Origin of the sequence: Streptomyces sp. NPDC000348, from assembly GCF_042898795.1 — a bacterium.
Classification (GTDB): Bacteria; Actinomycetota; Actinomycetes; order Streptomycetales; family Streptomycetaceae; genus Streptomyces.
The window spans coordinates 198,866-222,140 of record NZ_JBIAZD010000012.1 but is presented as its reverse complement, the minus strand read 5'-3'; the positions used below and the strand labels follow the sequence as shown (position 1 = coordinate 222,140).

Below are 23,275 nucleotides of genomic sequence, written 5' to 3'. Positions count from 1 at the left end.
GTGGCCCGAGGGCCGCCATGCGCCCGTGTGCCCTCGGTGCGCCCTGCGCGCGGGGGCGAGCGGTCTCATGGCGTCGGCACGGGGGTGGGGGCCGTGACGACGGGGCGGGCGCTGCGCCGGGGGGCCGTTCTGGGGTTCGGGGCGCTGTGGTGGTGGGCGGTGGCGCGACTGCTGCTGGTGCCCGACGCCGGGGTGGTGGAAGGGGCGGTCGCGGCCGGCGGGTGGGGGCTCAGCCTGCTGCCGGTGCACTGCGTGCCCAAGGCGCGGGCGGAGGGAGCGCTCGCGGCGGGGCGGTGGCGGCGGGTCCTGCGGTCGGGCCGACGGGGCCGTGCGCGATCAGCGGGGGGTTCGGGGGAGACCGCCGGGTGACCGCGCGGGGGCCGGGCCCGGCTGGCAGACGGGGCACCAGTAGGTGGGGCGCTCACGGGAGCCGTCGCCCTGGTCGGCGAGGCGGACGGGGGTGCGGCAGCGCAGGCAGGGGCGGCGGGCGCGGCCGTACACGAACAGGTCCTGGCCGCGGCGGCCCGTGGTGTTGCGGACCGGGCGCTCGCGGTTGGACTCCAGCAGTCTCCTGGCGAGCTCCGGCAGCTTCACGGACCGGTCGGCGGGCAGCTCGCCCACGGGGAGCCAGGGGGTGACACCGAGCAGGAAACAGAGCTCGCTCTTGAAGACGTTGCCGATGCCGGCGAGGTTGCGCTGGTCCAGCAGGGCCTCCCCGAGGGGGCGGGCCGGGTCCTTCAGGAGGTTGGCCAGCGCCAGGCCGGGGTCCCAGTCCGGGCCGAGGAGGTCGGGGCCGAGATGGCCGACCGCGCGGTCCTCGTCGGTGGTGCGCATCAGTTCCAGGACGGGGAGCCGGTAGCCGACGGCCGTGCGGTCGGCATTGCCGAGGACGGCGCGGATCTGGTGGGCGGGGCCGCCGTTCCAGCGCTGCCCGGGCGCGTACACCCGCCAGGAGCCGTCCATCCTCAGGTGCGAGTGCAGCGTCAGGCCGCCTTCGACGCGGGTCAGCAGGTGCTTGCCGCGCGGGGTGACGTCCAGCACGGTGCGGCCGGTGAGGTCGGCCGTGGCGAACCTCGGCACCCGGAGGTCGCTGCGGGTCAGCACCTTGCCGGCCAGGGCGTCGTGCAGGCGCCGCGCCGCCTGCCAGACCGTGTCTCCTTCGGGCATGCGTCAAGGGTGGCATGTCGGAGGACTCGGCGGGCGTGGGCGGGCGTGGGCCGGAGTCGGGTCAGGCGCGCAGGCGCAGGCCCCTGGGCGTGGCGACGAAGCCGGCGGTCTCCAGGAGGGCGCCCAGCGGGGACGTCAGTGCCGAGGCGCCGTTGACGCGCTCCACCGTGACCGTGCCGAGGGAGCCCGCGCGGGCGGCCGCGGCGAGGGCCTCGGCGGCGGCCGGGAGACGCGGGTCGTCGGCGGGTTCGCCGCCGGGGTCGGCGGGCCAGGCCAGCAGCGTCTTGCCTCCGCGCTCCATGTAGAGCGTCAGCTCGCCGTCCACCAGCACCACCAGGGAGCCCGCCTTGCGGCCGGGTTTGTGCCCGGCACCGGCCGGCGGCTCGGGCCAGCCCAGGGCGGCACCGTAGGCGTTCGCCGGGTCGGCGGCGGCCAGCACCACGGCGCGCTGCGCGCCGGTACGGCGGCCGGCGAAGGGGTCGTACGCGGGACGCCCGCCGTTCTGCCGGGGCGGGGAGGACCGCGGGGCCAGGTCGTGCGGGGAGACGTAGTCGCCCGGGACGGGACGGGGGTACGGCGGGCCGTCCGGGCCGGGGAGGCCGTCGTGACCCGGCGCGCTCCCGAAGGGGCCGGGTCCGCCGCCGAAGGGGTCGGGTGCGCCCGGCGCCGGGAGGCCGTCGTCGCGCTCACGGGCGTTGGCCGCCGCGCGGAGGCGGTCCACGGCCCCGTCCATCGCGAACTGGGCGGCGCCCAGCCCCTCCACCACATAGCCGCGACGCGCCCGACCCGTCTCCTCGAAGGCGGACAGAACGCGGTACACCGCCGAGAAACCGCCCTCGACGCCCTCCGCGGAGACGGCGCCCCGGGTCACCACACCGTGCCGGTCGAGCAGGGTGCGGGCCAGCGCGTGGGCGCGGACCGTGGCATCGGCGTCCGCGTCCGGGAGCAGGGACCAGCGGCCCGCGACGGTCGGCGGGCCGGTGCGGGAGGCGCTGCGGGCGGCCGCCGTGAGCGAGCCGTAGCGCCCGCGCGGGACGGAGCGCTTCGCGCGGTGGGCCGTGGCGCCCGCGGTACGGCCCGAGCCCAGCAGGGAGCGCATGGGGGCGAGTGTGTCGTTGGTCAGCCGCCCCGACCAGGCGAGGTCCCACAGGGCGTCGGCCAGCTGGGGATCGGTGGCCTCGGGATGGCCGGCGGCGCGGACCCGGTCGGCGATCTGGCGGAAGAACAGGCCGTAGCCGCCGGAGAGTGCGTCCAGGACGGACCGGTGGAGGGCGGTCGGTTCCAGGGGGTGCGGCGGCGGAAGCAGCATCGGGGCCGCGTCCGCGAGGTAGAGGGAGACCCAGCCGTCCTTCCCGGGCAGCGAACCGGCGCCCGCCCACACCACCTCCCCGGCGGCCGTCAGCTCGTCCAGCATCGCCGGGACGTAGTCCGTCACCCGGGACGGCAGGACCAGCTTCTCCAGGGCGGACGCGGGCACCGAGGAGCCCTGCAACTGCTCGACGGCGCGCACCAGGCCGTCGATGCCCCGCAGGGAGTGCCCCTTGCCGATGTGCTGCCACTGGGGGAGGAACTGGGCGAGCGCGGGCGGCGGCACCGGCTCCAGCTCGTGCCGCAGCGCGGCCAAGGAGCGGCGGCGCAGCCGGCGCAGTACGGCCGCGTCGCACCACTCCTGCCCGATCCCGGCCGGGTGGAACTCGCCCTGGACGACCCTGCCCGCCGCCGAGAGCCGCTGCAGGGCGCCCTCGGTGACCGCCACCCCCAGACCGAAGCGGGCCGCCGCCGTCGCCGACGTGAACGGGCCGTGAGTGCGCGCGTACCGCGCGAGGAGATCGCCGAGGGGGTCCTTGACGGGTTCGGTGAACGCCTCCGGCACGCCGACCGGCAGGGCCGTGCCCAGCGCGTCGCGCAGTCGGCCGGCGTCCTCGATCGCCGCCCAGTGGTCGGCGCCGGCCACCCGTACCCGGATGGCGCGCCGCGCGGAGGCGAGCTCCCGCGCCCACTGCGGCTCGGCGCCCCGCTCGGCGAGTTCGGTGTCGGTGAGCGGGCCCAGCAGCCGCAGCAGGTCGGCCACGCCCTCCGTGTCCTTGACCCGCCGGTCCTCGGTGAGCCACTGCAGCTCGCGCTCCAGCTCGGTCAGCACCTCGGCGTCGAGCAGTTCGCGCAGCTCCGCCCGGCCGAGGAGCTCGGCCAGCAGCCGCGAGTCCAGCGACAGGGCGGCGGCGCGGCGCTCGGCGAGCGGGGAGTCGCCCTCGTACAGGAACTGGGCGACGTATCCGAAGAGGAGGGAGCGGGCGAAGGGGGACGGCTCGGGGGTGGTGACCTCGACCAGGCGCACCCTGCGGGCCTCCAGGTCGCCCATCAGCTCGACGAGTCCGGGCACGTCGAAGACGTCCTGGAGGCACTCGCGGACGGCCTCGAGGACGATCGGGAACGAGCCGAACTCGCCGGCCACCTGGAGCAGTTGCGAGGCGCGCTGACGCTGCTGCCACAGCGGCGTGCGCCGGCCGGGGGTGCGGCGCGGCAGCAGCAGCGCGCGGGCGGCGCACTCGCGGAACCGGGACGCGAACAGCGCCGAGCCGCCCACCTGGTCGGTGACGACCTGGTCGACCTCGCCCTTGTCGAAGACGACGTCGGCCGCGCCCACGGGCGCCCGGTCCGCGTCGTACTCCGTGTCGGCCCTCGTCGGCTCCTGGTCGAGGAGGTCGAAGCCCATCAGACCGGCGTCCGGCAGGCGCAGCACGATGCCGTCGTCGGCGTGCATCACCTGGGCGTCCATGCCGTACCGCTCGGAGAGGCGGGCGCCGAGCGCGAGCGCCCACGGTGCGTGCACCTGGGCGCCGAACGGGGAGTGCACCACGATCCGCCAGTCGCCCAGTTCGTCGCGGAAGCGCTCCACGACGATCGTGCGGTCGTCGGGGACGTGGCCGCAGGCCTCGCGCTGTTCGCGGAGGTAGGACAGGACGTTGTCCGCGGCCCACGCGTCGAGTCCCGCCGCAAGGAGCCGCAGCCGGGCGTCGTCCTCGGAGAGCGAGCCCACTTCGCGCAGGAAGGCGCCCACCGCGCGGCCGAGCTCCAGCGGGCGGCCCAGCTGGTCGCCCTTCCAGAACGGCAGCCGGCCCGGCACGCCCGGCGCGGGGGAGACCAGCACCCGGTCGCGCGTGATGTCCTCGATGCGCCAGGAACTGGTGCCGAGCGTGAAGACGTCGCCCACGCGGGACTCGTAGACCATCTCCTCGTCCAGCTCGCCGACCCGTCCGCCGCCCTTCTTGGGGTCGGCGCCCGCCAGGAACACCCCGAAGAGGCCACGGTCGGGGATCGTGCCCCCGGAGGTGACGGCCAGGCGCTGGGCGCCGGGGCGGCCGGTGATCTCGCCCGTGATCCGGTCCCACACCACGCGCGGGCGCAGCTCCGCGAACGCGTCGGACGGATAGCGGCCGGCGAGCATGTCCAGGACGCCCGTGAAGGCGGACTCGGGCAGGGAGGCGAAGGGCGCCGCGCGGCGGACCACGGCGAGCAGGTCGTCGAGCCGCCAGGTGTCCATGGCCGTCATGGCGACGAGCTGCTGGGCCAGGACGTCGAGGGGGTTGGCGGGGACCTTCAGGGACTCGATCGCCCCGGTGCGCATCCGCTCGGTGACCACGGCCGCCTGCACCAGGTCGCCCCGGTACTTTGGGAACACCACGCCCGTGGAGACCGCGCCGACCTGGTGCCCCGCGCGGCCGACGCGCTGGAGCCCGGAGGCGACGGACGGCGGCGACTCGACCTGGACCACCAGGTCGACGGCTCCCATGTCGATGCCCAGCTCCAGGCTGGAGGTGGCGACCACCGCGGGCAGCCGGCCCGCCTTGAGGTCCTCCTCGACCAGGGCGCGCTGCTCCTTGGACACCGAACCGTGGTGGGCACGCGCGATGACCACGGGCGCGCCCCGGGCGGCCCCGGAACCGCCCATCAGCTCGGCGGGGGAGTGGTGCTCGTCCAGGGGCTCGCCGGTGGCCCGCTCGTGGGCGATCTCGTTGAGCCGGTTGCACAGCCGCTCCGCGAGGCGGCGGGAGTTCGCGAACACGATCGTCGAGCGGTGCGCCTGCACCAGGTCGGTGATCCGCTCCTCGACGTGCGGCCAGATCGACGGGCGCTCGGCGCCCTCCGAGCCGTCGGCGACCGGGGAGCCGCCCAGCTCGCCCAGGTCCTCGACCGGTACCACCACGGACAGGTCGAACTCCTTGCCCGACTCCGGCTGGACGATCTCCACCTTCCGGCGTGGGGAGAGGAACCGGGCGACCTCGTCCACCGGACGCACCGTGGCCGAGAGGCCGATACGGCGGGCCGGGCGGGGCAGCAGCTCGTCCAGCCGCTCCAGGGAGAGCGCGAGATGCGCGCCGCGCTTGGTGCCGGCGACCGCGTGCACCTCGTCCAGAATCACCGTCTCCACGCCCGTCAGCGCGTCGCGCGTGGCGGACGTCAGCATCAGGAACAGGGACTCGGGCGTGGTGATCAGGATGTCCGGCGGCCGGGTGGCCAGAGCGCGGCGCTCGGCGGGCGGGGTGTCGCCGGAGCGGATGCCCACCTTCACCTCGGGCTCGGGCAGCCCCAGGCGCACGGACTCCTGGCGGATTCCGGTCAGCGGGCTGCGGAGGTTGCGCTCGACGTCGACGGCCAGGGCCTTCAGCGGCGAGACGTACAGGACGCGGCAGCGCTTCCCGGGATCGGCGGGCGGCGGCGCCGAGGCCAGCTGGTCCAGGGCCGCGAGGAAGGCGGCCAGGGTCTTCCCGGAACCGGTGGGGGCGACCACCAGCACGTCCGAGCCCTCCCCGATGGCCCGCCACGCGCCGGCCTGGGCGGCGGTGGGCGCGGGGAACGCCCCCGTGAACCAGCCGCGGGTCGCGGGGGAGAAGCCGTCCAGGGCTCGGTGCGGATCGCTGACCATGCGTCCATCGTGCACCCGGCCACTGACAACCGGGCCGAGCCGGGGGACGGGGCGGGGCCGTCGGAGGCGGCTGTCGTGGCCGGGGTCACCGGCCGGCCGCACCCGGACCGGCGCTTCGGCCGGATCGTCGGCGTGCCCCTCCCGGGGGCGTACCGGCGCGGGCGCGAGGACGTGGCGAGACGCGCGCGGCGGTCCGCCCGTACCATCCGGGGCGTGGCAGTGGAACAGACAGAAGCGCTCGCAGACATACGGGACGACGGAGGAGGAAAGCCGGACGGTGCCGTCGTACGGGACGCCCTCGGCGTCGGGATCGCCGTCGGACTCTCCGGGTTCGCCTTCGGCGTGACCTCGGCGGGCAGCGGGCTCACCCTGCTCCAGACCTGTGCGCTCAGCCTCCTGGTGTTCACCGGCGCCTCCCAGTTCGCGCTGGTGGGGGCGTTGGCGGCGGGTGGAGGGCCGTTCACGGCCGCCGCGGGCGCCTTCTTCCTGGGGGTGCGCAACGCCTTCTACGGGCTGCGGCTGTCGCAGCTGCTCGCGCTGCCCCGCGCGGTGCGGCCGTTCGCCGCCCAGTGGGTGATCGACGAGACGGCCGCCGTCTCGCTCGCCCAGCCCGGCCGGCGCGGCGCGCGCATCGGGTTCCTGGTGACCGGGCTCAGCCTGTACCTCCTGTGGAACCTCACCACCCTGCTCGGCGCCCTGGGCGCCGAGGCCATCGGGGACACCGACGCGTGGGGGCTGGACGCGGCCGGTCCCGCGGTTTTCCTGGCGCTCCTCGCGCCGATGCTGCGCACCGGCGCCGAGCGGACCGTCGCCGGGCTCGCCGTTCTGCTGGGGCTGGGCCTGCTGCCCGTGCTGCCGGCCGGCGTGCCGGTCCTGGTGGCCGCGCTGGCGGCACCGGCCGTCCTGTGGGCGCAGGGCCGGAAGAGCGCCCCGCGCGGTGACGCGGCGGAGGGGGACCGGTGAACATCTGGATCGCGATCGGTGTGACCGCCCTCGGCTGCTACGCCGTCAAGCTCGCGGGGCTGCTGGTGCCCGCCGGGGCTCTCGAACGGCCCCTCGTCCGGCGTCTCGCCGCGCTCCTTCCGGTCGCCCTGCTCGCCGCGCTGACCGCCCAGCAGACCTTCTCCGACGGCCGGGTCCTGGTCTTCGACGCACGGGCGGCCGGTCTGACGGCCGCCGCCGTGGCGCTGATCCTGCGCGCCCCGTTCCTGCTCGTCGTCGGAGCGGCCGTCGTGGTGACGGCTGGGGTGCGCGCTCTGGGCGGGTGAGGCGGCGGGCGCGGTGCCGGCGGGCGGCCCGGCTCGGGGCCACCTCCGCGGGCGGGATACTGGGCGCATGCGGTTGACGGTTTTCTGGGAGCGGATGGCGGAGCACTTCGGTGCGGGTTACGCCGACACCTTCGCGCGCGACCATGTCATGTCCGAGCTCGGCGGGCGCACCGTGCACGAGGCGCTGGCGGCCGGCTGGAACGCCAAGGACGTCTGGCAGGTGGTCTGCGCCGTCATGGGCGTCCCCGCGGAAAAGCGCTGATCGTCACAGAGACCGCAGGGGGCGCACGACTGCCGTCTGCGTGGGCGAGACTTGGTCCGTGGCATCCACTGACGAGACCGGGCGGGCAGCCCGGCACCCCAACACGCCCGGCGCGCCGCCGCCCGCCGGGCCTCCGGCGGCCCCCATATCCGGGCCGGGCGCCCGCATGCCGCGCTGGCTGCCGCGCGCCATGGTGCTCGCCCTCGCGCTGTTCGCCGTGTTCCAGCTGGGCAGCTGGGCCTTCCACCAGCTCATCGGCCTGCTGATCAACATCCTCATCGCGTTCTTCCTGGCGCTCGCCGTCGAGCCCGCGGTGAGCTGGATGGCCGCGCGCGGGGTGCGCCGGGGCCTGGGCACCTTCCTCGTCTTCCTGGGCGTGCTGATCGCGGCGGCGGGCTTCGTCACACTGCTCGGGTCCATGCTGGCGGGGCAGATCATCAAGATCGTCGAGGACTTCCCGGACTACCTCGACTCCGTGATCAACTGGATCAACGCGCACTTCCACACCGAGCTGCGGCGCGTGGACATCCAGGAGGGCCTGCTGCGCTCCGACTGGCTGCGCAACTACGTCCAGAACAGCGCCACCGGTGTCCTGGACGTCTCCGCGCAGGTCCTCGGCGGTCTCTTCCAGCTGCTGACCGTCGGTCTGTTCTCGTTCTACTTCGCCGCCGACGGGCCGCGGCTGCGGCGCACCGTCTGCTCCCTGCTGCCGCCCGCCCGGCAGGCCGAGGTGCTGCGCGCGTGGGAGATCGCCGTGAACAAGACGGGCGGCTACCTCTACTCGCGCGGACTGATGGCACTGGCCTCCGGCCTGGCCCACTACGTCCTGCTGGAGTTCCTCGAGGTGCCCTACGCGCCCGTCCTCGCCGTGTGGGTGGGCCTGGTGTCGCAGTTCATCCCCACCATCGGCACCTATCTCGCGGGCGCCCTGCCCATGCTGATCGCCTTCACGGTCGACCCCTGGTACGCGCTGTGGGTGCTCGTCTTCGTGGTGATCTACCAGCAGTTCGAGAACTACGTGCTGCAGCCCAAGCTGACCTCCAAGACCGTCGACATCCACCCGGCGGTCGCCTTCGGCTCGGTCGTCGCGGGCACCGCCCTGCTCGGCGCCGTGGGCGCGCTGATCGCCATCCCCGCCATCGCCACCCTCCAGGCGTTCCTGGGCGCGTACGTGCGGCGGTACGACGTCACGGACGACCCCCGTGTGCTCGGGCACCGCGGCCCCGGCGGGCCGGGCGCCCTCGCCCGCGTCCGTCATCTGTGGGCCCGCCGACCGGACGCGGCGCGGCCCCGCGGCGGGGACGCCGGAGCCTCCTGAGGGCGGGCGCCCCGCGCGGCGCGCAGGGCGCCGGTGCCGCGTGGTGCGCTTGACATGAAAATCGAACATCCATTCTCATGGAAGCGCCGGTGAGGCTCAACGACAGGTGTTATGTCCTGATTTGGCGAGGGATGTACCCGCGTTATCCACAGGCCGGAGATGCGTCGGGGCGCGTTGTCAGTGGCAGGCGTTAGCGTTTTTGACGTGAAGCGAACGACTCAAGCAAATCGGGTGGAACCCATGGCAGGAACCGACCGCGAGAAGGCGCTCGACGCCGCGCTCGCACAGATTGAACGGCAATTCGGCAAGGGCGCGGTCATGCGCATGGGTGACCGGACGAACGAGCCCATCGAGGTCATCCCGACCGGGTCGACCGCGCTCGACGTGGCCCTCGGCGTCGGCGGCCTGCCGCGCGGCCGTGTGGTGGAGATCTACGGACCGGAGTCCTCCGGCAAGACGACCCTGACCCTGCACGCCGTGGCGAACGCGCAGAAGGCCGGCGGCCAGGTCGCCTTCGTGGACGCGGAGCACGCCCTCGACCCCGAGTACGCGAAGAAGCTCGGCGTCGACATCGACAACCTGATCCTGTCCCAGCCGGACAACGGCGAGCAGGCCCTGGAGATCGTGGACATGCTGGTCCGCTCCGGCGCCCTCGACCTCATCGTCATCGACTCCGTCGCCGCGCTCGTCCCGCGTGCGGAGATCGAGGGCGAGATGGGCGACAGCCACGTGGGTCTGCAGGCCCGACTGATGAGCCAGGCCCTGCGGAAGATCACCAGCGCCCTCAACCAGTCCAAGACCACCGCGATCTTCATCAACCAGCTCCGCGAGAAGATCGGCGTGATGTTCGGCTCCCCGGAGACCACGACCGGTGGCCGCGCGCTGAAGTTCTACGCCTCGGTGCGTATCGACATCCGCCGCATCGAGACCCTGAAGGACGGCACCGAGGCGGTCGGCAACCGCACCCGCTGCAAGGTCGTCAAGAACAAGGTGGCGCCGCCCTTCAAGCAGGCCGAGTTCGACATCCTCTACGGCCAGGGCATCAGCCGCGAGGGCGGTCTGATCGACATGGGCGTGGAGCACGGCTTCGTCCGCAAGGCCGGCGCCTGGTACACGTACGAGGGCGACCAGCTCGGCCAGGGCAAGGAGAACGCCCGCAACTTCCTGAAGGACAACCCCGACCTCGCCAACGAGATCGAGAAGAAGATCCTGACGAAGCTGGGCGTCGGCGTACGGCCCGAGGAGGCCGCCGCCGAGCCGGGCGCGGACGCCACGGGCACCGCTCCGGCCGAGCCGGCCGCGGTACCGGCCCCGGCTGCCAAGGCCACCAAGTCCAAGGCCGCGGCGGCCAAGAGCTGACCCGTGACGCGACGAACCGACTGGGCCGAGTACGAGTTCGCCGCCTCCGGTGCCCCACGGGGGAGGGGCACCGGGGGTGGCGACGGCTCAGCCGCGGACGGTGACGCGGCGTACGACGACACCACCGGCGGAGGCGGCCCCAGCGACGGGGGCGGCCCCCGCGACGGGGGTGGGGCACGGGCGGGCGGCTCGCGTGACGGCGGGCCGCGCGGTGGACGCGGGCGCAGACGCCGGACCTTCGGCGAGGCGGCCGCGGAGGACGGGGGCGCCTCCTCCTCGTCGAGGGCCGAACGGGAGGAACCTCCGGCGGACCCGGTCGAGCGGGCGCGGGCGATCTGTCTGCGCCTGCTCACCGGCACCCCGCGCACCCGGAAACAGCTCGCCGACGCCCTCCGCAAGCGGGAGATCCCGGACGAGGCCGCCGAGGAGGTGCTGTCCCGGTTCGAAGAGGTCGGACTGATCGACGACAGCGCCTTCGCGGACGCCTGGGTGGAGTCCCGGCACCACGGCCGGGGGCTCGCCCGCCGCGCGCTCGCCCGGGAGCTGCGCACCAAGGGGGTCGACCCCACACTGATCGACGAGGCCGTCTCCCGGCTCGACTCCGAGCAGGAGGAGGCCACCGCCCGGGAGCTGGTCGCCCGCAAGCTGCGGGCCACCCGCGGACTCGACCGCGACAAGCGGCTCCGCCGCCTCGCCGGCATGCTGGCCCGCAAGGGCTACCCCGAGGGCCTCGCCCTGCGCGTCGTCCGGCAGGCGCTGGAGGAGGAGGGCGAGGACACCGAGTTCCTCGGTGACGAGGAGTTCTGAGACGGCGCGGAGCGCGGCACCGCCCGCTCCCCGCGCGACACCTACGCGGGCGGTGCGGGGACCACCGGCAGGCCCGCCGTCCGCCAGGCCTGGAAGCCGCCCACCAGATCCGTGGCCCGGTGGAGGCCCAGGCGGTGGAGGGACTCCGCGGCGAGGCTGGAGGCATAGCCCTCGTTGCAGACCACCACGACACGCAGGTCGTGGCTCGTGGCTTCCGGGAGGCGGTGGCTGCCCCGCGGGTCCAGGCGCCACTCCAGTTCGTTGCGTTCGACGACCAGGGCCCCGGGAATGAGCCCGTCCCGTTCCCGCAGCGCGGCGTAGCGGATGTCCACCAGCACCGCCCCACCGGTCCGTGCTGCCTCGTACGCGTCCCGGGGAGCGACGCGCTCGTAACCGGCGCGCACCCGCTCCAGCAGCTCGTCGATGCCCACGGTCCCGCCGGCCGGTTCGTTCGTCCCGCTCACTGCCAGTCCTCCGGGCGTTCGACCTGCTCCAGGCGGAGAACCGGGCCGCTGCGGCTGTAGCGGCGGATCCGCGGCAACGGCGGATGGTAGGCGTGCACGGAGATCGCGTGCCGGTCCGGGGACTCGTTGAGCACCTCATGGACGTGATGCCGCCCGAAGGCACGCCCCTGCCCCGCCCCCAGCCGCCGTTCCCGGTCCACGTCGTCCGTCAGTTCCAGGGTCTTCCAGCCGTCGGTGGGCAGCCGCGCGGCGAGCGAGTTCTCCTTCAGCTCGCCCGACGCGGTCATGAAGGCGCCGACGGAGTCGGCGTGGTCGTGCCAGCCGGTACCGGTGCCGGGGGGCCAGCCGATCAGCCAGGCCTCGCTGCCATCGGGCCCGTCGAGCCGCACCCAGGTACGGCCCTCGGGGTCGAGCGGAAGGGAGGCGATGAGGTCGGTGTCGGCGGCGATACGCCGTACGAAGTCGAGGAGGTCCGCCTGCGTGGGTGCGGAGACAGGAGCCGGAACGGGGGAGGAGACAGACATGTGCACCGTCCTGGAGAAGGTTCGCGGAGGCGCGCGGCCACGCGTACGGGACGGCGGGCGGCGCGCGGGGAAGGGGGAGACGCGAATCAGCAGGACGGGCGACACACGCAGCCCGCATAGCGGACGAGGTCCATGTGGACCCTCCGCCACAGGCGCACGCAGGTGTCGGTCACGAGCGGAGTACACCACGAGGCCGCACACCGGTTCAACTCGTCGTCACCCTGTGGACCACGGAATGACGACGACTGGGCCGGGACTCTCAGCGGGACCCGGCCCCCGCATCGGCCCTGGCCCCCGACTCCGCCGCGACGGACCCGCCGACCGCCGCTTCCGCCGCCGCGTACAGATCCGCCGGGCGGACTCCGCTCAGCGCCGTCACCAGGTGACCGTCGGGGCGTACAAGGAGCACGGTGTGGGCGGCCGCTCCCGGGTAGCTCTCGGCGACCAGCAGCTCGGCCCGGTGCGGCAGCGCCGAGACGGCCGCTGCCAGCCGGGGCATGATCCCGGCGGACATCCAGTGCCGGCGCTCCCACACCCCCGTACCGGGCGCGATCAGCACCACCAGCAGCGCGCCCCGCCCGAACCGGTCCCGCAGCCGGACGAAGGTGCCGTCCTCCGCCGTGACCCGTACGTCCGTCACCGCCGAACCGGGAGCCGTTCCGACGGGCGCCTCGCCCTCGAGGCGGCCGGGAACGAGCGGCGAGCCGGCGTACGTCCCCGGCGCGCCCAGCGCGCCCCGCCCCAGGTGACCGTCCATCAGCAGTGTGTCGTGCCCGCGCGCGGCCCCGGGGACGTAGGAGCGCAGTCCGCCGCCGCCGCGCACCAGCGGCAGCGCCTGGTCGGCGGCGCGCAGCCGGGCGGCGACGATCGCCCGTCGCTCGGTCTGGTAGCTGTCGAGCAGCGCCTCGTGCGGACCGTGGTGCCAGGCCAGCGCCAGCTTCCAGGCGAGGTTGTCGGCGTCGCGGAGCCCTTCCTCCAGCCCGTGCGTGCCCAGTGCGCCGAGCAGGTGGGCCGCGTCCCCGGCGAGGAACACCCGGTCGGCCCGCCAGCGCCGGGCCAGCCGGTGGTGGACGGTGTGCACCCCGGTGTCCAGCAGTTCGTACGGCGGGGTCGGGCCGCCTGTCCAGCCGGCCAGGGTCTCCCGGATCCGGTCCAGCAGCAGTTCGGGCGTGACCAGGTCCTTGCCCGGCGGCAGCAGCCAGTCCAGGCGCCACACCCCCTCCGGCAGCGGACGCGCGGTGATCTCCCCGGCCGAGGGGCCGGACGTGCGCCACGGCGGTGTCCGGTGCAGCAGCGCCTCGTCGTGCCAGGGGAGTTCGGTGCGCAGGGCGGCCACGGCGTGACGTTCCACCGCGGTGCGGCCGGGGAAGCGGATGTCCTGGAGCTTGCGCACGGTCGAGCGCGGACCGTCGCAGCCGACCAGGTAACTGCCGCGCCACCAGGTGCCCGTCGCGCCCCGGGTGTGGGCGGTGACGCCCGAGGGCTCCTGCTCCATGGTGTCCAGCCGGCTGTTCACGACGACCTTGACGAGCCGTTCGCCGGCGAGGGCCGCACGCAGGGCACCCGTCAGGACGTGCTGGGCGAGGTGCAGGGGGGCGGACTCGGTGTCGTCGAAGGCGACCTCCGCCGTCACCTGCTTGCGCCGCACGGACCGCCATCCGGCCCAACGGACACCGGCCTGCGCGAGCGGCATTCCGGTCAGCCGCTCCATGAGCGCGGTGGTCTCCTCGCGCAGGACGACGGTGCGCGCCGGACGGGGTTCGTCCTTGCCCGGTCCTTCGTCGAGGACCACGCACGGCACTTCCTGGCGTGCCAGCGCCAGCGCGAGCGTGAGCCCGACGGGCCCCGCTCCGACGATGATCACCGGGTCCACGGCGCGGCGCCCCCTGCTCGAAGTGACGTCCGAAGGGACATGGAGGAACAGGAAGATGGAGCAGGGTGCACGATCACAGAACGTATGCAACCTATTGCCGGTGCTTGCGTCAAGTGACCGAAGGCCAGTTGCGATCATGAAGCGTTCCGGGACCCGTCACATCGCTTGGCCGTTCGTCACGGGAGTCCGGCGAGCACCGTCCTTCCGCACCCCCGGGACCGGCCGGCGACGCGACGTGACCGTGGCCCGCCGGAACTCCGGCGGGCCACGGTCACGTCGTACGGCAGATGAGCGTTACTGGCCTGCGCCGGTCTTGTAGGTGCCGCCGACTTCCGCGGCGTTGAGGTCGGTGACTTCCTCTGCGCCCACGACCGCGCCTGTGCTCTTCTTACTGAGCCTGAGTCGTGCCTCCAGCCAGCTGGCAAAGCTGGTCAGCACGAAGTTGAGCGCGATGAAGATCACGGCCACGACGGTGAAACTGGCGATGGTGTTGGCGCCGTAGTAGGCGCTCATCGTGTTCGCGGAGGCGAGCAGCTCGGAGAAGGTGAGGACGGCGCCGCCGAGGGCGGTGTCCTTCACGATCACGACGAGCTGGCTGACGATGGCCGGCAGCATCGCGGTGACAGCCTGCGGCAGCAGGATCAGCCGCATGATCTGGCCCTTGCGTAGGCCGATCGCCATCGCGCTCTCGGCCTGGCCCTTGGGCAGCGCCAGGATGCCGGCCCGCACGATCTCCGCGAGTACCGACGCGTTGTACAGCACCAGTCCCGTGACGACCGCGTACAGCGGACGGTCGTCCGAGCTGACGTTGGTGTACTCGGAGAAGAGGGCGAGTCCGAAAATCATCAGGACCAGCACGGGGATGGACCGGAAGAACTCGACCACGAGCGAGGCCGGGACACGGACCCAGGCGTGGTCCGAGAGCCGGGCGATGCCCAGGACGGCACCGAGCGGCAGTGCAATGATCACCGCGAGAGCCGCAGCCTTCAGGGTGTTCTCCAGGCCCGGCCAGATGTACGTCGACCAGGCCTCGGTGCCGGTGAAGAACATTTCCCACTTGGCCCACTCGAGCTGGCCCTTGTCGGCGAGCGTGCCGATGACCCACCACAGCAGGGCTGCCAGAGCGACCAGGAAGAGAACCGTGAAGATGACGTTGCGCCGCTTGGCGCGGGGGCCCTGGGCGTCGTACAGAACGGAGCTCATCGCTTCACCGCCACCTTCTTGCCCACCCAGCCGAGGAACAGTCCGGTCGGCAGGGTCAGGACCACGAACACCAAGGCGACAACTGCGGAGATCAGCAACAGCTGTGCCTCGTTCTCGATCATCTCCTTCATCAGCAGCGCAGTCTCCGCGACACCGATGGCAGCGGCCACCGTGGTGTTCTTGATCAGCGCGATCAGTACGTTCGCCAGGGGAACGACGGAGGACCGGAACGCCTGGGGCAGCACCACGTTGCTCAGCACCTGGCCGAAGCTGAGACCGATCGCCCGGGCAGCCTCGGCCTGACCGACGGGCACCGTGTTGATACCGGACCGCAGCGCCTCGCACACGAAGGCCGAGGTGTAGAGGATCAGACCGAGGACAGCGAGCCGGAAGTTAATCGTCTCGAAGTCGCCCTCGGCACCGAGAGTGACCTGCAGGGTCTGGTTCAGGCCCAGTGACGCGAAGAGGATGATCACGGTCAGCGGGATGTTCCGCACGATGTTCACGTACGCGGTTCCGAAGCCGCGCATCAACGGGACGGGGCCGACGCGCATGGCCGCCAGTGCGGTGCCCCAAATCAGGGAGCCGACGGCCGAGAGCACAGCGAGCTGCACTGTCGTCCAGACGGCTCCCGCCAAGTCGTAATCCTGAAGAAAGTCGAACACAATCTCCCGCGCTTCTGCGTGTAGGGATGCCCGCCCCGGCTCGCCGCCCCTTCCGGAGAGCGGCGCGCCCGGTCAGGCCCAGCCTCAGCTCTTGATGTCGCCGATCTTCGGCGCCGGCTCGTTCTTGTAGTTGGCCGGACCGAAGTTGTCCTTGACCGCCTTGTCCCAAGCGCCGTCGGCAACCATGGCTTCGAGGGCGTCGTTGATCTTGGCCTTGAGGTCGCTGCCCTTCTTGACGCCGATGCCGTAGTTCTCGTTGGTCATCTTGAAGCCGCCCAGCTTGAACTTGCCCTTGAACTGCGACTGCGAGGCGTAACCGGCGAGGATCGAGTCGTCCGTGGTCAGCGCGTCGATGGCGCCGTTCTGGAGCCCGGTCAGGCAGGCGGAGTACGTCGGGTAGTTCTGCAGCTGTGCCTTGGGGGCCAGCTTGTCCTTGACGTTCTGCGCCGAGGTGGATCCGGTGACCGAGCAGAGCTTCGCGTCGTTCAGGTCCTCCGGCGACTTGATCTTGTCGTCGTCGGCGCGGAGCAACACGTCCTGGTGGGCGAGCAGGTAGGGGCCGGCGAAGTCGACCTTCTCCTGGCGCTCCGGAGTGATCGAGTAGGTGGCGGTGATGAAGTCGACATCACCTCGCTGCAGCATGGTCTCGCGGTCGGCGCTCTTCGACTCCTTCCACTCGATCTGGTCCTCGTTGTAGCCGAGCTTCTTCGCGACGTACGTGGCGACGTCCACGTCGAAGCCCGCATAGCCCTGCGGGGTCTTCTGGCCGAGACCCGGCTGGTCGAACTTGATACCGATGGTGATCTTGTCGCCGCCCCCGGACCCGGAGTCGCCGTTGTCGTTGCTGTCGTCGCCACCGCAGGCGGTCGCGGTCAGGGCGAGGGCGAACACGGCGGCCGAGGCGGCGGTGACCTTGCGGAGCTTCATGGTGCACATCCTTTGACTCTGGTGAAGTGATGCGGCCCGGGCGGTGTCCGGTGACGCAGGTCGTCGGGGCGCGGGCTGCGCCTCAGTGGTGAAGGATCTTCGACAGGAAGTCCTTGGCGCGGTCGCTGCGCGGGTTGCTGAAGAACTGGTCCGGCGAAGCCTGTTCGACGATGCGACCGTCTGCCATGAACACCACACGATTGGCCGCCGAACGGGCGAATCCCATCTCATGGGTGACGACGATCATGGTCATGCCGTCCCGGGCGAGCTGCTGCATGACCTCCAGCACCTCGTTGATCATCTCCGGGTCGAGAGCCGACGTCGGCTCGTCGAAGAGCATGACCTTGGGTTCCATCGCCAGGGCCCGGGCGATGGCGACACGCTGCTGCTGGCCACCGGAGAGCTGTGCGGGGTACTTCTCGGCCTGCGCGCCCACACCGACCCGGTCGAGCAGGGCACGGGCCCGCTCCTCGGCCGCCTTCTTGTCCTTCTTACGGACCTTGACCTGGCCCAGCGTCACGTTCTCGAGCACGGTCTTGTGCGCGAAGAGGTTGAAGGACTGGAAGACCATGCCCACGTCGGCCCGCAGCCGGGCGAGCTCCTTGCCCTCGTGGGGCAGGGCCTTGCCGTCGATGGTGATCGAACCGGAGTCGATCGTCTCCAGACGGTTGATGGTGCGGCACAGGGTGGACTTCCCGGACCCGGAGGGTCCGATGACCACGACGACTTCGCCGCGGGCGATCGTCAGGTCGATGTCCTGGAGTACGTGCAACGCGCCGAAGTGCTTGTTGACGCTCTTCAGGACGACCAGATCGCCGGTCGCGGCCACATCTTCCTTGGCCACCGATACTTCGGTCATCGCTCTCAGGCTCCGTCCTCCTCGGTTTCGGAGGACAGTAGTAACCCGTCAGACCTGCGTCATTACATCTGAGGGGAATCTGAGCATCACGATCCGATAGCAATCGGACACCTGTCGTAGCACTTGTGAGCAGGGGTGATTTCAGCCGGGTAACGGTACGAAAGAGCAACCGGAACCCCCTTGACGCCGTCCTCGTCCATCGGCGTCACTGCAAGGTGCACGCACGCGTGCGCGCGTTTTTTGTACACATGGAGAGCGTACGGCCGATGAACCGAAGGGGGCCCTGGTGAGACTGCTTCTCGTCGAGGACGACAACCACGTCGCCGCCGCCCTGTCGGCGGTCCTGGCGCGGCACGGGTTCGACGTCACCCACGCGCGCAGCGGCGAGGAGGCGCTCCAGGCGCTCGTCCCCGAGGGCAACGGCTTCGGTGTCGTCCTGCTCGACCTGGGGCTGCCCGACCAGGACGGCTACGAGGTCTGCGGCAAGATCCGCAAGCGCACCAGCACGCCGGTGATCATGGTCACCGCGCGGTCCGACGTGCGTTCGCGCATCCACGGCCTCAATCTCGGCGCCGACGACTACGTGGTCAAGCCGTACGACACGGGGGAGCTGCTCGCGCGGATCCACGCGGTCAGCCGGCGCACCGTCCACGAGGAGGCCATGGGCGCCGCGGAGACCGAGCTGCGGATCGGCCCGGTCCGCATCGAGCTGCCGACCCGCCAGGTCAGCGTCCACGGTGCGGTCGTCCCCCTGACCCGCAAGGAGTTCGATCTGCTCGCCCTGCTCGCCCAGCGGCCAGGAGTCGTCTTCCGCCGGGAACAGATCATCAGCGAGGTGTGGCGCACCAGCTGGGAGGGGACCGGGCGCACGCTGGAGGTGCACGTCGCCTCCCTGCGCGCCAAGCTCCGCATGCCCGCCCTCATCGAGACCGTGCGCGGCGTCGGCTACCGGCTCGTCGCGCCCGCCGCGTAGCGGGGCCTGGTGCACACGCGTCTGCTTCCGCTGCTCATCGTCCTGATGGCGGCCGTCCTGCTCGCCCTCGGCATCCCGCTGGCCGTCAGCCTGGCAGGCGCGGAGCAGCAGCGGGTCGTCGTCGACCGGATCGACGACACCGCGCGCTTCGCGGCCCTCGCCCAGTTCGTCACCGAACCCACCGACCCGGTCGGCACGGACATCAACGAGCGCCGCGAGACGCTCCGCAGCGAGCTCCGCAGCTACCACACGGTCTACGGCATCCGCGCGGGCGTCTTCTACCGCAACGACTCGCCCATGGCGCACGCGCCGGACGACTGGTTCCTGCCCCGCACGGGCGAGGTGCGCGACGCCTTCGAGGAGGCGTTGCTCAGCCGCCGCAGCCACGACCCCGAGCAGGTGTGGCCGTGGCAGCGGAGCAGCCTGGTGGTGGCCTCGCCGGTCATCCGGGACGGCGACGTCGTCGCGGTCGTGGTCACCGACTCGCCGACCGGACAGATGCGCTCCCGCATCCTCCGGGGCTGGCTGGTCATCGCCGCGGGCGAGGGGGCCGCGATGCTGCTCGCGGTCGGCGCGGCCCTGCGGCTGACCGGCTGGGTGCTCAAGCCCGTGCGCATCCTGGACGCCACCACCCACGACATCGCCACCGGACGGCTGAAGTCCCGGGTCGCGGCGGCCGGCGGACCGCCGGAGCTCAGACGGCTCGCCCGGTCGTTCAACGAGATGGCCGACAACGTCGAGAGCGTGCTGGAGCAGCAGCGCGCCTTCGTCGCCGACGCCTCGCACCAGCTGCGCAATCCGCTCTCGGCGCTGCTGCTGCGCATCGAGCTGCTCGCCCTGGAGCTGCCCGAGGACAACGAGGAGATCGCCTCCGTGCAGGCCGAGGGCAAGCGCCTGGCGCAGGTCCTGGACGACCTGCTCGACCTGGCGCTCGCCGAGCACAGCGAGGCCAACCTCCAGGTCGCCGACATCGGAGCCCTGGCCGCCGAACGCGTGGCGGCCTGGTCGCCCACCGCCGAGGCCAAGGGGGTCCGCCTCACCGGCACCTGTCCGCCGACCACCGCGTGGGCCGACCCCGTGGCGCTGTCCAGCGCCCTGGACGCGGTCATCGACAACGCGGTGAAGTTCACGCCCGAGGACGAGACCGTCGAGGTCACCGTCGCCTCCAACGGCGACATGTCCACCGTCGTCGTCACCGACAACGGTCCGGGTCTGACCGAGGAGGAGCTGACCCGCGTCGGCGACCGCTTCTGGCGCAGCGGCCGACACCAGAACATCAAGGGCTCGGGCCTGGGCCTGTCCATCTCCCGGGCGCTGCTCGCGGCGGGCGGCGGCTCGATCGCGTACGAGCGTCACGAGCCGCACGGGCTGCGGGTGACCGTGACGGTGCCGAGGAACGCCCCCGCGGGCGGGGCGACGGATCAGGGCTTGACGGACCGGTAGTACCGGCGGGCGCCCTCGTGCAGCCGCAGCGGGTCGGTGTAGATCGCGGTGCGTACGTCGACCAGCTGCGCGGAGTGGACGTGCGCGCCGATGCCGTCGCGGCTCTTGAGCACGATGCGGGTCAGCCACTCGGTGAGGCGGGGGTCGGCGTCCGCCCGGGTGATCAGGAGGTTGGACACCGCCATCGTCGGGACGGCCGAGCCGAGCTGGCTGCCCGGGTAGGCCGACTCCGGCATGTTGGTGGCGCGGTAGTAACGCGTGGCGCCGCCCTCCTCGTGCAGCTCGGAGACGAGGTCGGCGCCGATCGGCACGAACCGCAGCGCGGACTGCTCGGCGAGCGTCTTCAGGCCGTCCGTGGGCAGTCCGCCCGACCAGAAGAAGGCGTCCAGACCGCGTCCGAGCCGCTCCGGGCCGGTGTCGATGCCGTCGGGGGAGGGCCTGATGTCCGTCTCCGGGTCGATGCCGGCCGCCCGGAGCAGCCGGTCGGCGATGAGCCGGACGCCCGATTTGGGCGGTCCTATGGCGACCCGCTTGCCCCGCAGGTCCGCGACGGAGCGGATGCCCGAGTCGGGTGCGACGGCGAGCTGCACGTAGTCGTCGTACAGGCGCGCCACCCCGCGCAGCCGGTCGGCGCCCGGCCGGCCGCTCAGCCGGTACGTCTCCACCGCGTCGGCCGCGGCGATCGCGAAGTCGGCCTCCCCGGTGGCCACGCGCCGCACGTTCTCCTGCGATCCGGCACTCGTCTTCAGGTGTACGTCGAGGTCGGGCATGTGCTTGCCGAGAGAGCTGCGCAGGAGCACGCCGTACTTCTGGTAGACCCCCGCGTGGGTGCCCGTGCTCAGCGTGATCGCCCCGCCCGGCGGCTCCTCCTCCCAGGGCGCCAGCCACCACAGCAGGAGTCCGAGCACCACGACACCGGCGGTCGCGCCCCGCAGGGCCCGTCGCCTGCCGATCCGGGACAGCACATGGGACATGCGCGCGATCCTGCCAGCCGGGGTGCCCGCTGACCAGGGCGGAGCTCACAGCGGGTGCGCCGGCGGCGGCCGCTACAGTCGCGGCATGAGTTCTTCGCCCGCCGATCTGGTCCGTGACTTCCACCGTGCCTTCGGGCTGGACGTCCGGGACACACCGTCCGAGGTCGCGCCGGAGCTCGCCGCGCACCGCGGTGAGCTGCTCGCCGAGGAGGCTCAGGAGGTTGCCGAGGTGTCGGTGACGGGGCCGCTCGACCGGCTGGCGCACGAGCTGGCCGACGTGGTGTACGTCGCGTACGGGACGGCGCTGGTCCACGGGATCGACCTCGACGCGGTGATCGCCGAGATCCACCGTTCCAACATGACGAAGCTGGGGCCCGACGGGCAGGTCAGTCGTCGAGCCGACGGCAAGGTGCTCAAGGGGGAGCACTACGAGGCGCCGGACGTGCCGGCGGTGCTGCGGCGGCAGGGGTGGGTGCCGCGGGGGGAATCCTGAGCGGCGTCCCGTGCGTGTGTGCCGCCCGGGGCCCCGCCCCGCAGGAGCGCGAACCGCTCCGGCTCCCGGCCCCCTTCCGCATCCGGCCAGGCCAGGAAGTCGCCCGGCGGGAAGTCGTCCGCACGACGGAGGCTGTCCGCGGCACCGCCTACCCTTATGGGCATGAGCAGCATCGACCGGAGCCAGTCAGTGGGCGGTACGCGCACCTATGAAGTACGCACCTACGGGTGCCAGATGAACGTCCACGACTCCGAGCGATTGTCCGGGCTGCTGGAGGACGCGGGCTACGTCCGCGCCCCCGAGGGCTCCGACGGCGACGCGGACGTCGTCGTCTTCAACACCTGCGCCGTCCGGGAGAACGCCGACAACAAGCTGTACGGCAATCTCGGCCACCTCGCCCCGAAGAAGGCGAGCCGTCCCGGCATGCAGATCGCGGTCGGCGGCTGCCTCGCGCAGAAGGACCGCGACACCATCGTGAAGCGGGCGCCCTGGGTCGACGTCGTCTTCGGCACGCACAACATCGGCAAGCTGCCCGTCCTCCTGGAGCGCGCCCGCGTGCAGGAGGAGGCGCAGGTCGAGATCGCCGAGTCGCTGGAGGCGTTCCCCTCCACGCTGCCGACCCGGCGCGAGAGCGCCTACGCGGCCTGGGTCTCGATCTCCGTCGGCTGCAACAACACCTGTACCTTCTGCATCGTCCCCGCGCTGCGCGGCAAGGAGAAGGACCGCCGCCCCGGCGACATCCTCGCCGAGATCGAGGCCCTGGTCGCCGAGGGCGTCTCCGAGATCACCCTGCTCGGCCAGAACGTCAACGCGTACGGGTCCGACATCGGCGACCGCGAGGCGTTCAGCAAGCTGCTGCGCGCCTGCGGCACCATCGACGGCCTGGAGCGCGTCCGCTTCACCTCGCCGCACCCGCGCGACTTCACCGACGACGTCATCGCCGCCATGGCCGAGACGCCGAACGTCATGCCGCAGCTGCACATGCCCCTGCAGTCCGGCTCCGACCCGGTGCTGAAGGCGATGCGCCGCTCCTACCGTCAGGAGCGCTACCTCGGCATCATCGAGAAGGTCCGTGCCGCCATCCCGCACGCGGCGATCAGCACCGACATCATCGTGGGCTTCCCCGGGGAGACCGAGGAGGACTTCGAGCAGACCCTGCACGTCGTCCGCGAGGCCCGCTTCGCGCAGGCGTTCACCTTCCAGTACTCCAAGCGTCCCGGCACCCCGGCCGCCGAGATGGACGGCCAGATCCCCAAGAAGGTCGTCCAGGAGCGCTACGAGCGGCTGGTCGCCCTCCAGGAGGAGATCTCCTGGGAGGAGAACAAGAAGCAGGTCGGCCGCACCCTGGAGCTGATGGTCGCCGAGGGCGAGGGCCGCAAGGACGGCACCACCCACCGCCTCTCCGGCCGCGCCCCCGACAACCGCCTGGTGCACTTCACCAAGCCGGAGCAGGAGGTGCGTCCCGGCGACGTGGTCACCGTCGGGATCACCTACGCCGCCCCGCACCACCTCCTCGCCGAGGGCGCGGTGCTCGGCGTGCGCCGCACCCGAGCGGGGGACGCCTGGGAGAAGCGGAACGCCGAGAAGGCGGCGCGACCCGCGGGCGTGCTGCTCGGCCTGCCCAAGGTGGGCGTGCCCGAGCCGCTGCCGGTGGTCACCGGGGGCTGCGCCGTCGACTGACCGGACCGGTCCCGTGCCGCCCGCGGCGGTACCGCCGCGCGGAGCCCGTCCGGGTTCCGGACGGTCCGTGCGGCGGCGGTACCGCCGCGGGC

General features: G+C 72.5%; 22 protein-coding genes. 11 read left to right on the top strand and 11 right to left on the bottom strand.

From position 1 onward, the window contains the following. The first annotated feature begins 93 nt into the window (after window positions 1-93). The gene (locus ACFY3N_RS24120) at window positions 94-369 is read left to right on the top strand and encodes a hypothetical protein (protein WP_390818774.1); all 276 of its coding nucleotides are present in this window, start codon (window positions 94-96) and stop codon (window positions 367-369) included. On the opposite strand, the gene ACFY3N_RS24115 is transcribed toward ACFY3N_RS24120, so the two are convergent. Next, window positions 337-1,167, bottom strand: a complete 831-nt coding sequence (locus tag ACFY3N_RS24115; protein WP_390818773.1) for an Fpg/Nei family DNA glycosylase — start codon at window positions 1,165-1,167, stop codon at window positions 337-339. The two genes, ACFY3N_RS24120 and ACFY3N_RS24115, sit on opposite strands and share 33 nt — an antisense overlap. A gap of 61 nt (window positions 1,168-1,228) precedes the next feature. Then, complete coding sequence (locus ACFY3N_RS24110; RefSeq protein WP_390818772.1) at window positions 1,229-6,091, bottom strand: ATP-dependent helicase; 4,863 nt, start codon at window positions 6,089-6,091, stop codon at window positions 1,229-1,231. Window positions 6,092-6,304: 213 nt separating this feature from the next. On the opposite strand from ACFY3N_RS24110, the gene ACFY3N_RS24105 reads away from it, so the two are divergent. The 6 genes from ACFY3N_RS24105 to recX all read left to right on the top strand — a co-directional run bounded on the left by ACFY3N_RS24105 (window position 6,305) and on the right by recX (window position 11,105). Then, complete coding sequence (locus ACFY3N_RS24105; RefSeq protein WP_390818771.1) at window positions 6,305-7,054, top strand: AzlC family ABC transporter permease; 750 nt, start codon at window positions 6,305-6,307, stop codon at window positions 7,052-7,054. Beyond that, complete coding sequence (locus tag ACFY3N_RS24100; protein WP_390818770.1) at window positions 7,051-7,359, top strand: AzlD domain-containing protein; 309 nt, start codon at window positions 7,051-7,053, stop codon at window positions 7,357-7,359. The genes ACFY3N_RS24105 and ACFY3N_RS24100 overlap by 4 nt, the downstream gene beginning before the upstream one ends. A gap of 67 nt (window positions 7,360-7,426) precedes the next feature. Then, window positions 7,427-7,621, top strand: a complete 195-nt coding sequence (locus ACFY3N_RS24095) for a DUF3046 domain-containing protein (protein WP_390818769.1) — start codon at window positions 7,427-7,429, stop codon at window positions 7,619-7,621. 58 nt (window positions 7,622-7,679) lie between these two features. Next, window positions 7,680-8,939: an AI-2E family transporter gene (locus tag ACFY3N_RS24090; protein WP_390818768.1), complete on the top strand. Its 1,260-nt coding sequence runs from the start codon at window positions 7,680-7,682 to the stop codon at window positions 8,937-8,939. Between the two features lie 240 nt (window positions 8,940-9,179). Then, window positions 9,180-10,298 carry a recombinase RecA gene (recA, locus tag ACFY3N_RS24085; RefSeq protein WP_390818767.1) on the top strand — a complete coding sequence of 373 codons (1,119 nt, stop codon included), beginning with the start codon at window positions 9,180-9,182 and terminating at the stop codon, window positions 10,296-10,298. A gap of 3 nt (window positions 10,299-10,301) precedes the next feature. Beyond that, a complete protein-coding gene (gene recX, locus ACFY3N_RS24080; RefSeq protein WP_390818766.1) occupies window positions 10,302-11,105 on the top strand; it encodes a recombination regulator RecX in 804 nt (267 codons plus the stop codon). Between the two features lie 41 nt (window positions 11,106-11,146). Here recX and ACFY3N_RS24075 read toward each other — a convergent pair whose 3' ends face one another. From ACFY3N_RS24075 to ACFY3N_RS24040, 8 genes are all read right to left on the bottom strand, one after another. Next, entirely contained in the window at window positions 11,147-11,569 is a 423-nt protein-coding gene (locus ACFY3N_RS24075; RefSeq protein ID WP_390818765.1) for a rhodanese-like domain-containing protein, read from the bottom strand. Next, the gene (locus tag ACFY3N_RS24070; RefSeq protein ID WP_390818764.1) at window positions 11,566-12,093 is read right to left on the bottom strand and encodes a cysteine dioxygenase; all 528 of its coding nucleotides are present in this window, start codon (window positions 12,091-12,093) and stop codon (window positions 11,566-11,568) included. Before ACFY3N_RS24070 ends, ACFY3N_RS24075 begins: the two co-directional genes overlap by 4 nt. Before the next feature lie 86 nt (window positions 12,094-12,179). Then, on the bottom strand, window positions 12,180-12,251 hold the full coding sequence (locus ACFY3N_RS24065; protein ID WP_309544753.1) for a putative leader peptide: 72 nt from the start codon (window positions 12,249-12,251) through the stop codon (window positions 12,180-12,182). Window positions 12,252-12,352: 101 nt separating this feature from the next. After that, window positions 12,353-13,966, bottom strand: coding sequence for an FAD-dependent monooxygenase (locus ACFY3N_RS24060; RefSeq protein ID WP_390818763.1), 1,614 nt, complete (start codon window positions 13,964-13,966; stop codon window positions 12,353-12,355). Between the two features lie 294 nt (window positions 13,967-14,260). Then, the gene (locus ACFY3N_RS24055) at window positions 14,261-15,169 is read right to left on the bottom strand and encodes an amino acid ABC transporter permease (RefSeq protein ID WP_390818762.1); all 909 of its coding nucleotides are present in this window, start codon (window positions 15,167-15,169) and stop codon (window positions 14,261-14,263) included. Continuing rightward, window positions 15,166-15,834 carry an amino acid ABC transporter permease gene (locus ACFY3N_RS24050; protein WP_390818761.1) on the bottom strand — a complete coding sequence of 223 codons (669 nt, stop codon included), beginning with the start codon at window positions 15,832-15,834 and terminating at the stop codon, window positions 15,166-15,168. The genes ACFY3N_RS24055 and ACFY3N_RS24050 overlap by 4 nt, the downstream gene beginning before the upstream one ends. Before the next feature lie 84 nt (window positions 15,835-15,918). Next, window positions 15,919-16,761: a glutamate ABC transporter substrate-binding protein gene (locus tag ACFY3N_RS24045; RefSeq protein ID WP_390818760.1), complete on the bottom strand. Its 843-nt coding sequence runs from the start codon at window positions 16,759-16,761 to the stop codon at window positions 15,919-15,921. Between the two features lie 82 nt (window positions 16,762-16,843). Next, the gene (locus ACFY3N_RS24040; protein ID WP_390818759.1) at window positions 16,844-17,620 is read right to left on the bottom strand and encodes an amino acid ABC transporter ATP-binding protein; all 777 of its coding nucleotides are present in this window, start codon (window positions 17,618-17,620) and stop codon (window positions 16,844-16,846) included. 286 nt (window positions 17,621-17,906) lie between these two features. Here ACFY3N_RS24040 and ACFY3N_RS24035 point away from each other — a divergent pair, with 286 nt between their 5' ends. Continuing rightward, window positions 17,907-18,593, top strand: coding sequence for a response regulator transcription factor (locus tag ACFY3N_RS24035; protein WP_390818758.1), 687 nt, complete (start codon window positions 17,907-17,909; stop codon window positions 18,591-18,593). 9 nt (window positions 18,594-18,602) lie between these two features. After that, window positions 18,603-20,036 (top strand): sensor histidine kinase, encoded by a 1,434-nt coding sequence (locus ACFY3N_RS24030; protein ID WP_390818757.1) that lies wholly within the window; start codon window positions 18,603-18,605, stop codon window positions 20,034-20,036. Here the strand turns inward: ACFY3N_RS24030 and ACFY3N_RS24025 are convergent. After that, window positions 20,015-21,010, bottom strand: a complete 996-nt coding sequence (locus ACFY3N_RS24025) for a TAXI family TRAP transporter solute-binding subunit (RefSeq protein WP_390818756.1) — start codon at window positions 21,008-21,010, stop codon at window positions 20,015-20,017. The genes ACFY3N_RS24030 and ACFY3N_RS24025 overlap by 22 nt on opposite strands. A gap of 85 nt (window positions 21,011-21,095) precedes the next feature. Here ACFY3N_RS24025 and ACFY3N_RS24020 point away from each other — a divergent pair, with 85 nt between their 5' ends. Beyond that, a complete protein-coding gene (locus ACFY3N_RS24020; protein WP_390818755.1) occupies window positions 21,096-21,503 on the top strand; it encodes a MazG nucleotide pyrophosphohydrolase domain-containing protein in 408 nt (135 codons plus the stop codon). A 162-nt stretch (window positions 21,504-21,665) separates the two neighbouring features. Continuing rightward, window positions 21,666-23,183 (top strand): tRNA (N6-isopentenyl adenosine(37)-C2)-methylthiotransferase MiaB, encoded by a 1,518-nt coding sequence (gene miaB / locus ACFY3N_RS24015; protein WP_390818754.1) that lies wholly within the window; start codon window positions 21,666-21,668, stop codon window positions 23,181-23,183. Window positions 23,184-23,275: the final 92 nt, after the last annotated feature.

Coding starts and splice junctions, on each gene's coding strand:
- ACFY3N_RS24045 (WP_390818760.1), bottom strand. CDS start 16,761: ATGAAGCTCCGCAAGGTCACCGCCGCCTCGGCCGCCGTGTTCGCCCTC.
- ACFY3N_RS24115 (WP_390818773.1), bottom strand. CDS start 1,167: ATGCCCGAAGGAGACACGGTCTGGCAGGCGGCGCGGCGCCTGCACGAC.
- ACFY3N_RS24110 (WP_390818772.1), bottom strand. CDS start 6,091: ATGGTCAGCGATCCGCACCGAGCCCTGGACGGCTTCTCCCCCGCGACC.
- miaB (WP_390818754.1), top strand. CDS start 21,666: ATGAGCAGCATCGACCGGAGCCAGTCAGTGGGCGGTACGCGCACCTAT.
- ACFY3N_RS24025 (WP_390818756.1), bottom strand. CDS start 21,010: ATGTCCCATGTGCTGTCCCGGATCGGCAGGCGACGGGCCCTGCGGGGC.
- recA (WP_390818767.1), top strand. CDS start 9,180: ATGGCAGGAACCGACCGCGAGAAGGCGCTCGACGCCGCGCTCGCACAG.
- ACFY3N_RS24095 (WP_390818769.1), top strand. CDS start 7,427: ATGCGGTTGACGGTTTTCTGGGAGCGGATGGCGGAGCACTTCGGTGCG.
- ACFY3N_RS24070 (WP_390818764.1), bottom strand. CDS start 12,093: ATGTCTGTCTCCTCCCCCGTTCCGGCTCCTGTCTCCGCACCCACGCAG.
- ACFY3N_RS24055 (WP_390818762.1), bottom strand. CDS start 15,169: ATGAGCTCCGTTCTGTACGACGCCCAGGGCCCCCGCGCCAAGCGGCGC.
- ACFY3N_RS24020 (WP_390818755.1), top strand. CDS start 21,096: ATGAGTTCTTCGCCCGCCGATCTGGTCCGTGACTTCCACCGTGCCTTC.
- ACFY3N_RS24040 (WP_390818759.1), bottom strand. CDS start 17,620: ATGACCGAAGTATCGGTGGCCAAGGAAGATGTGGCCGCGACCGGCGAT.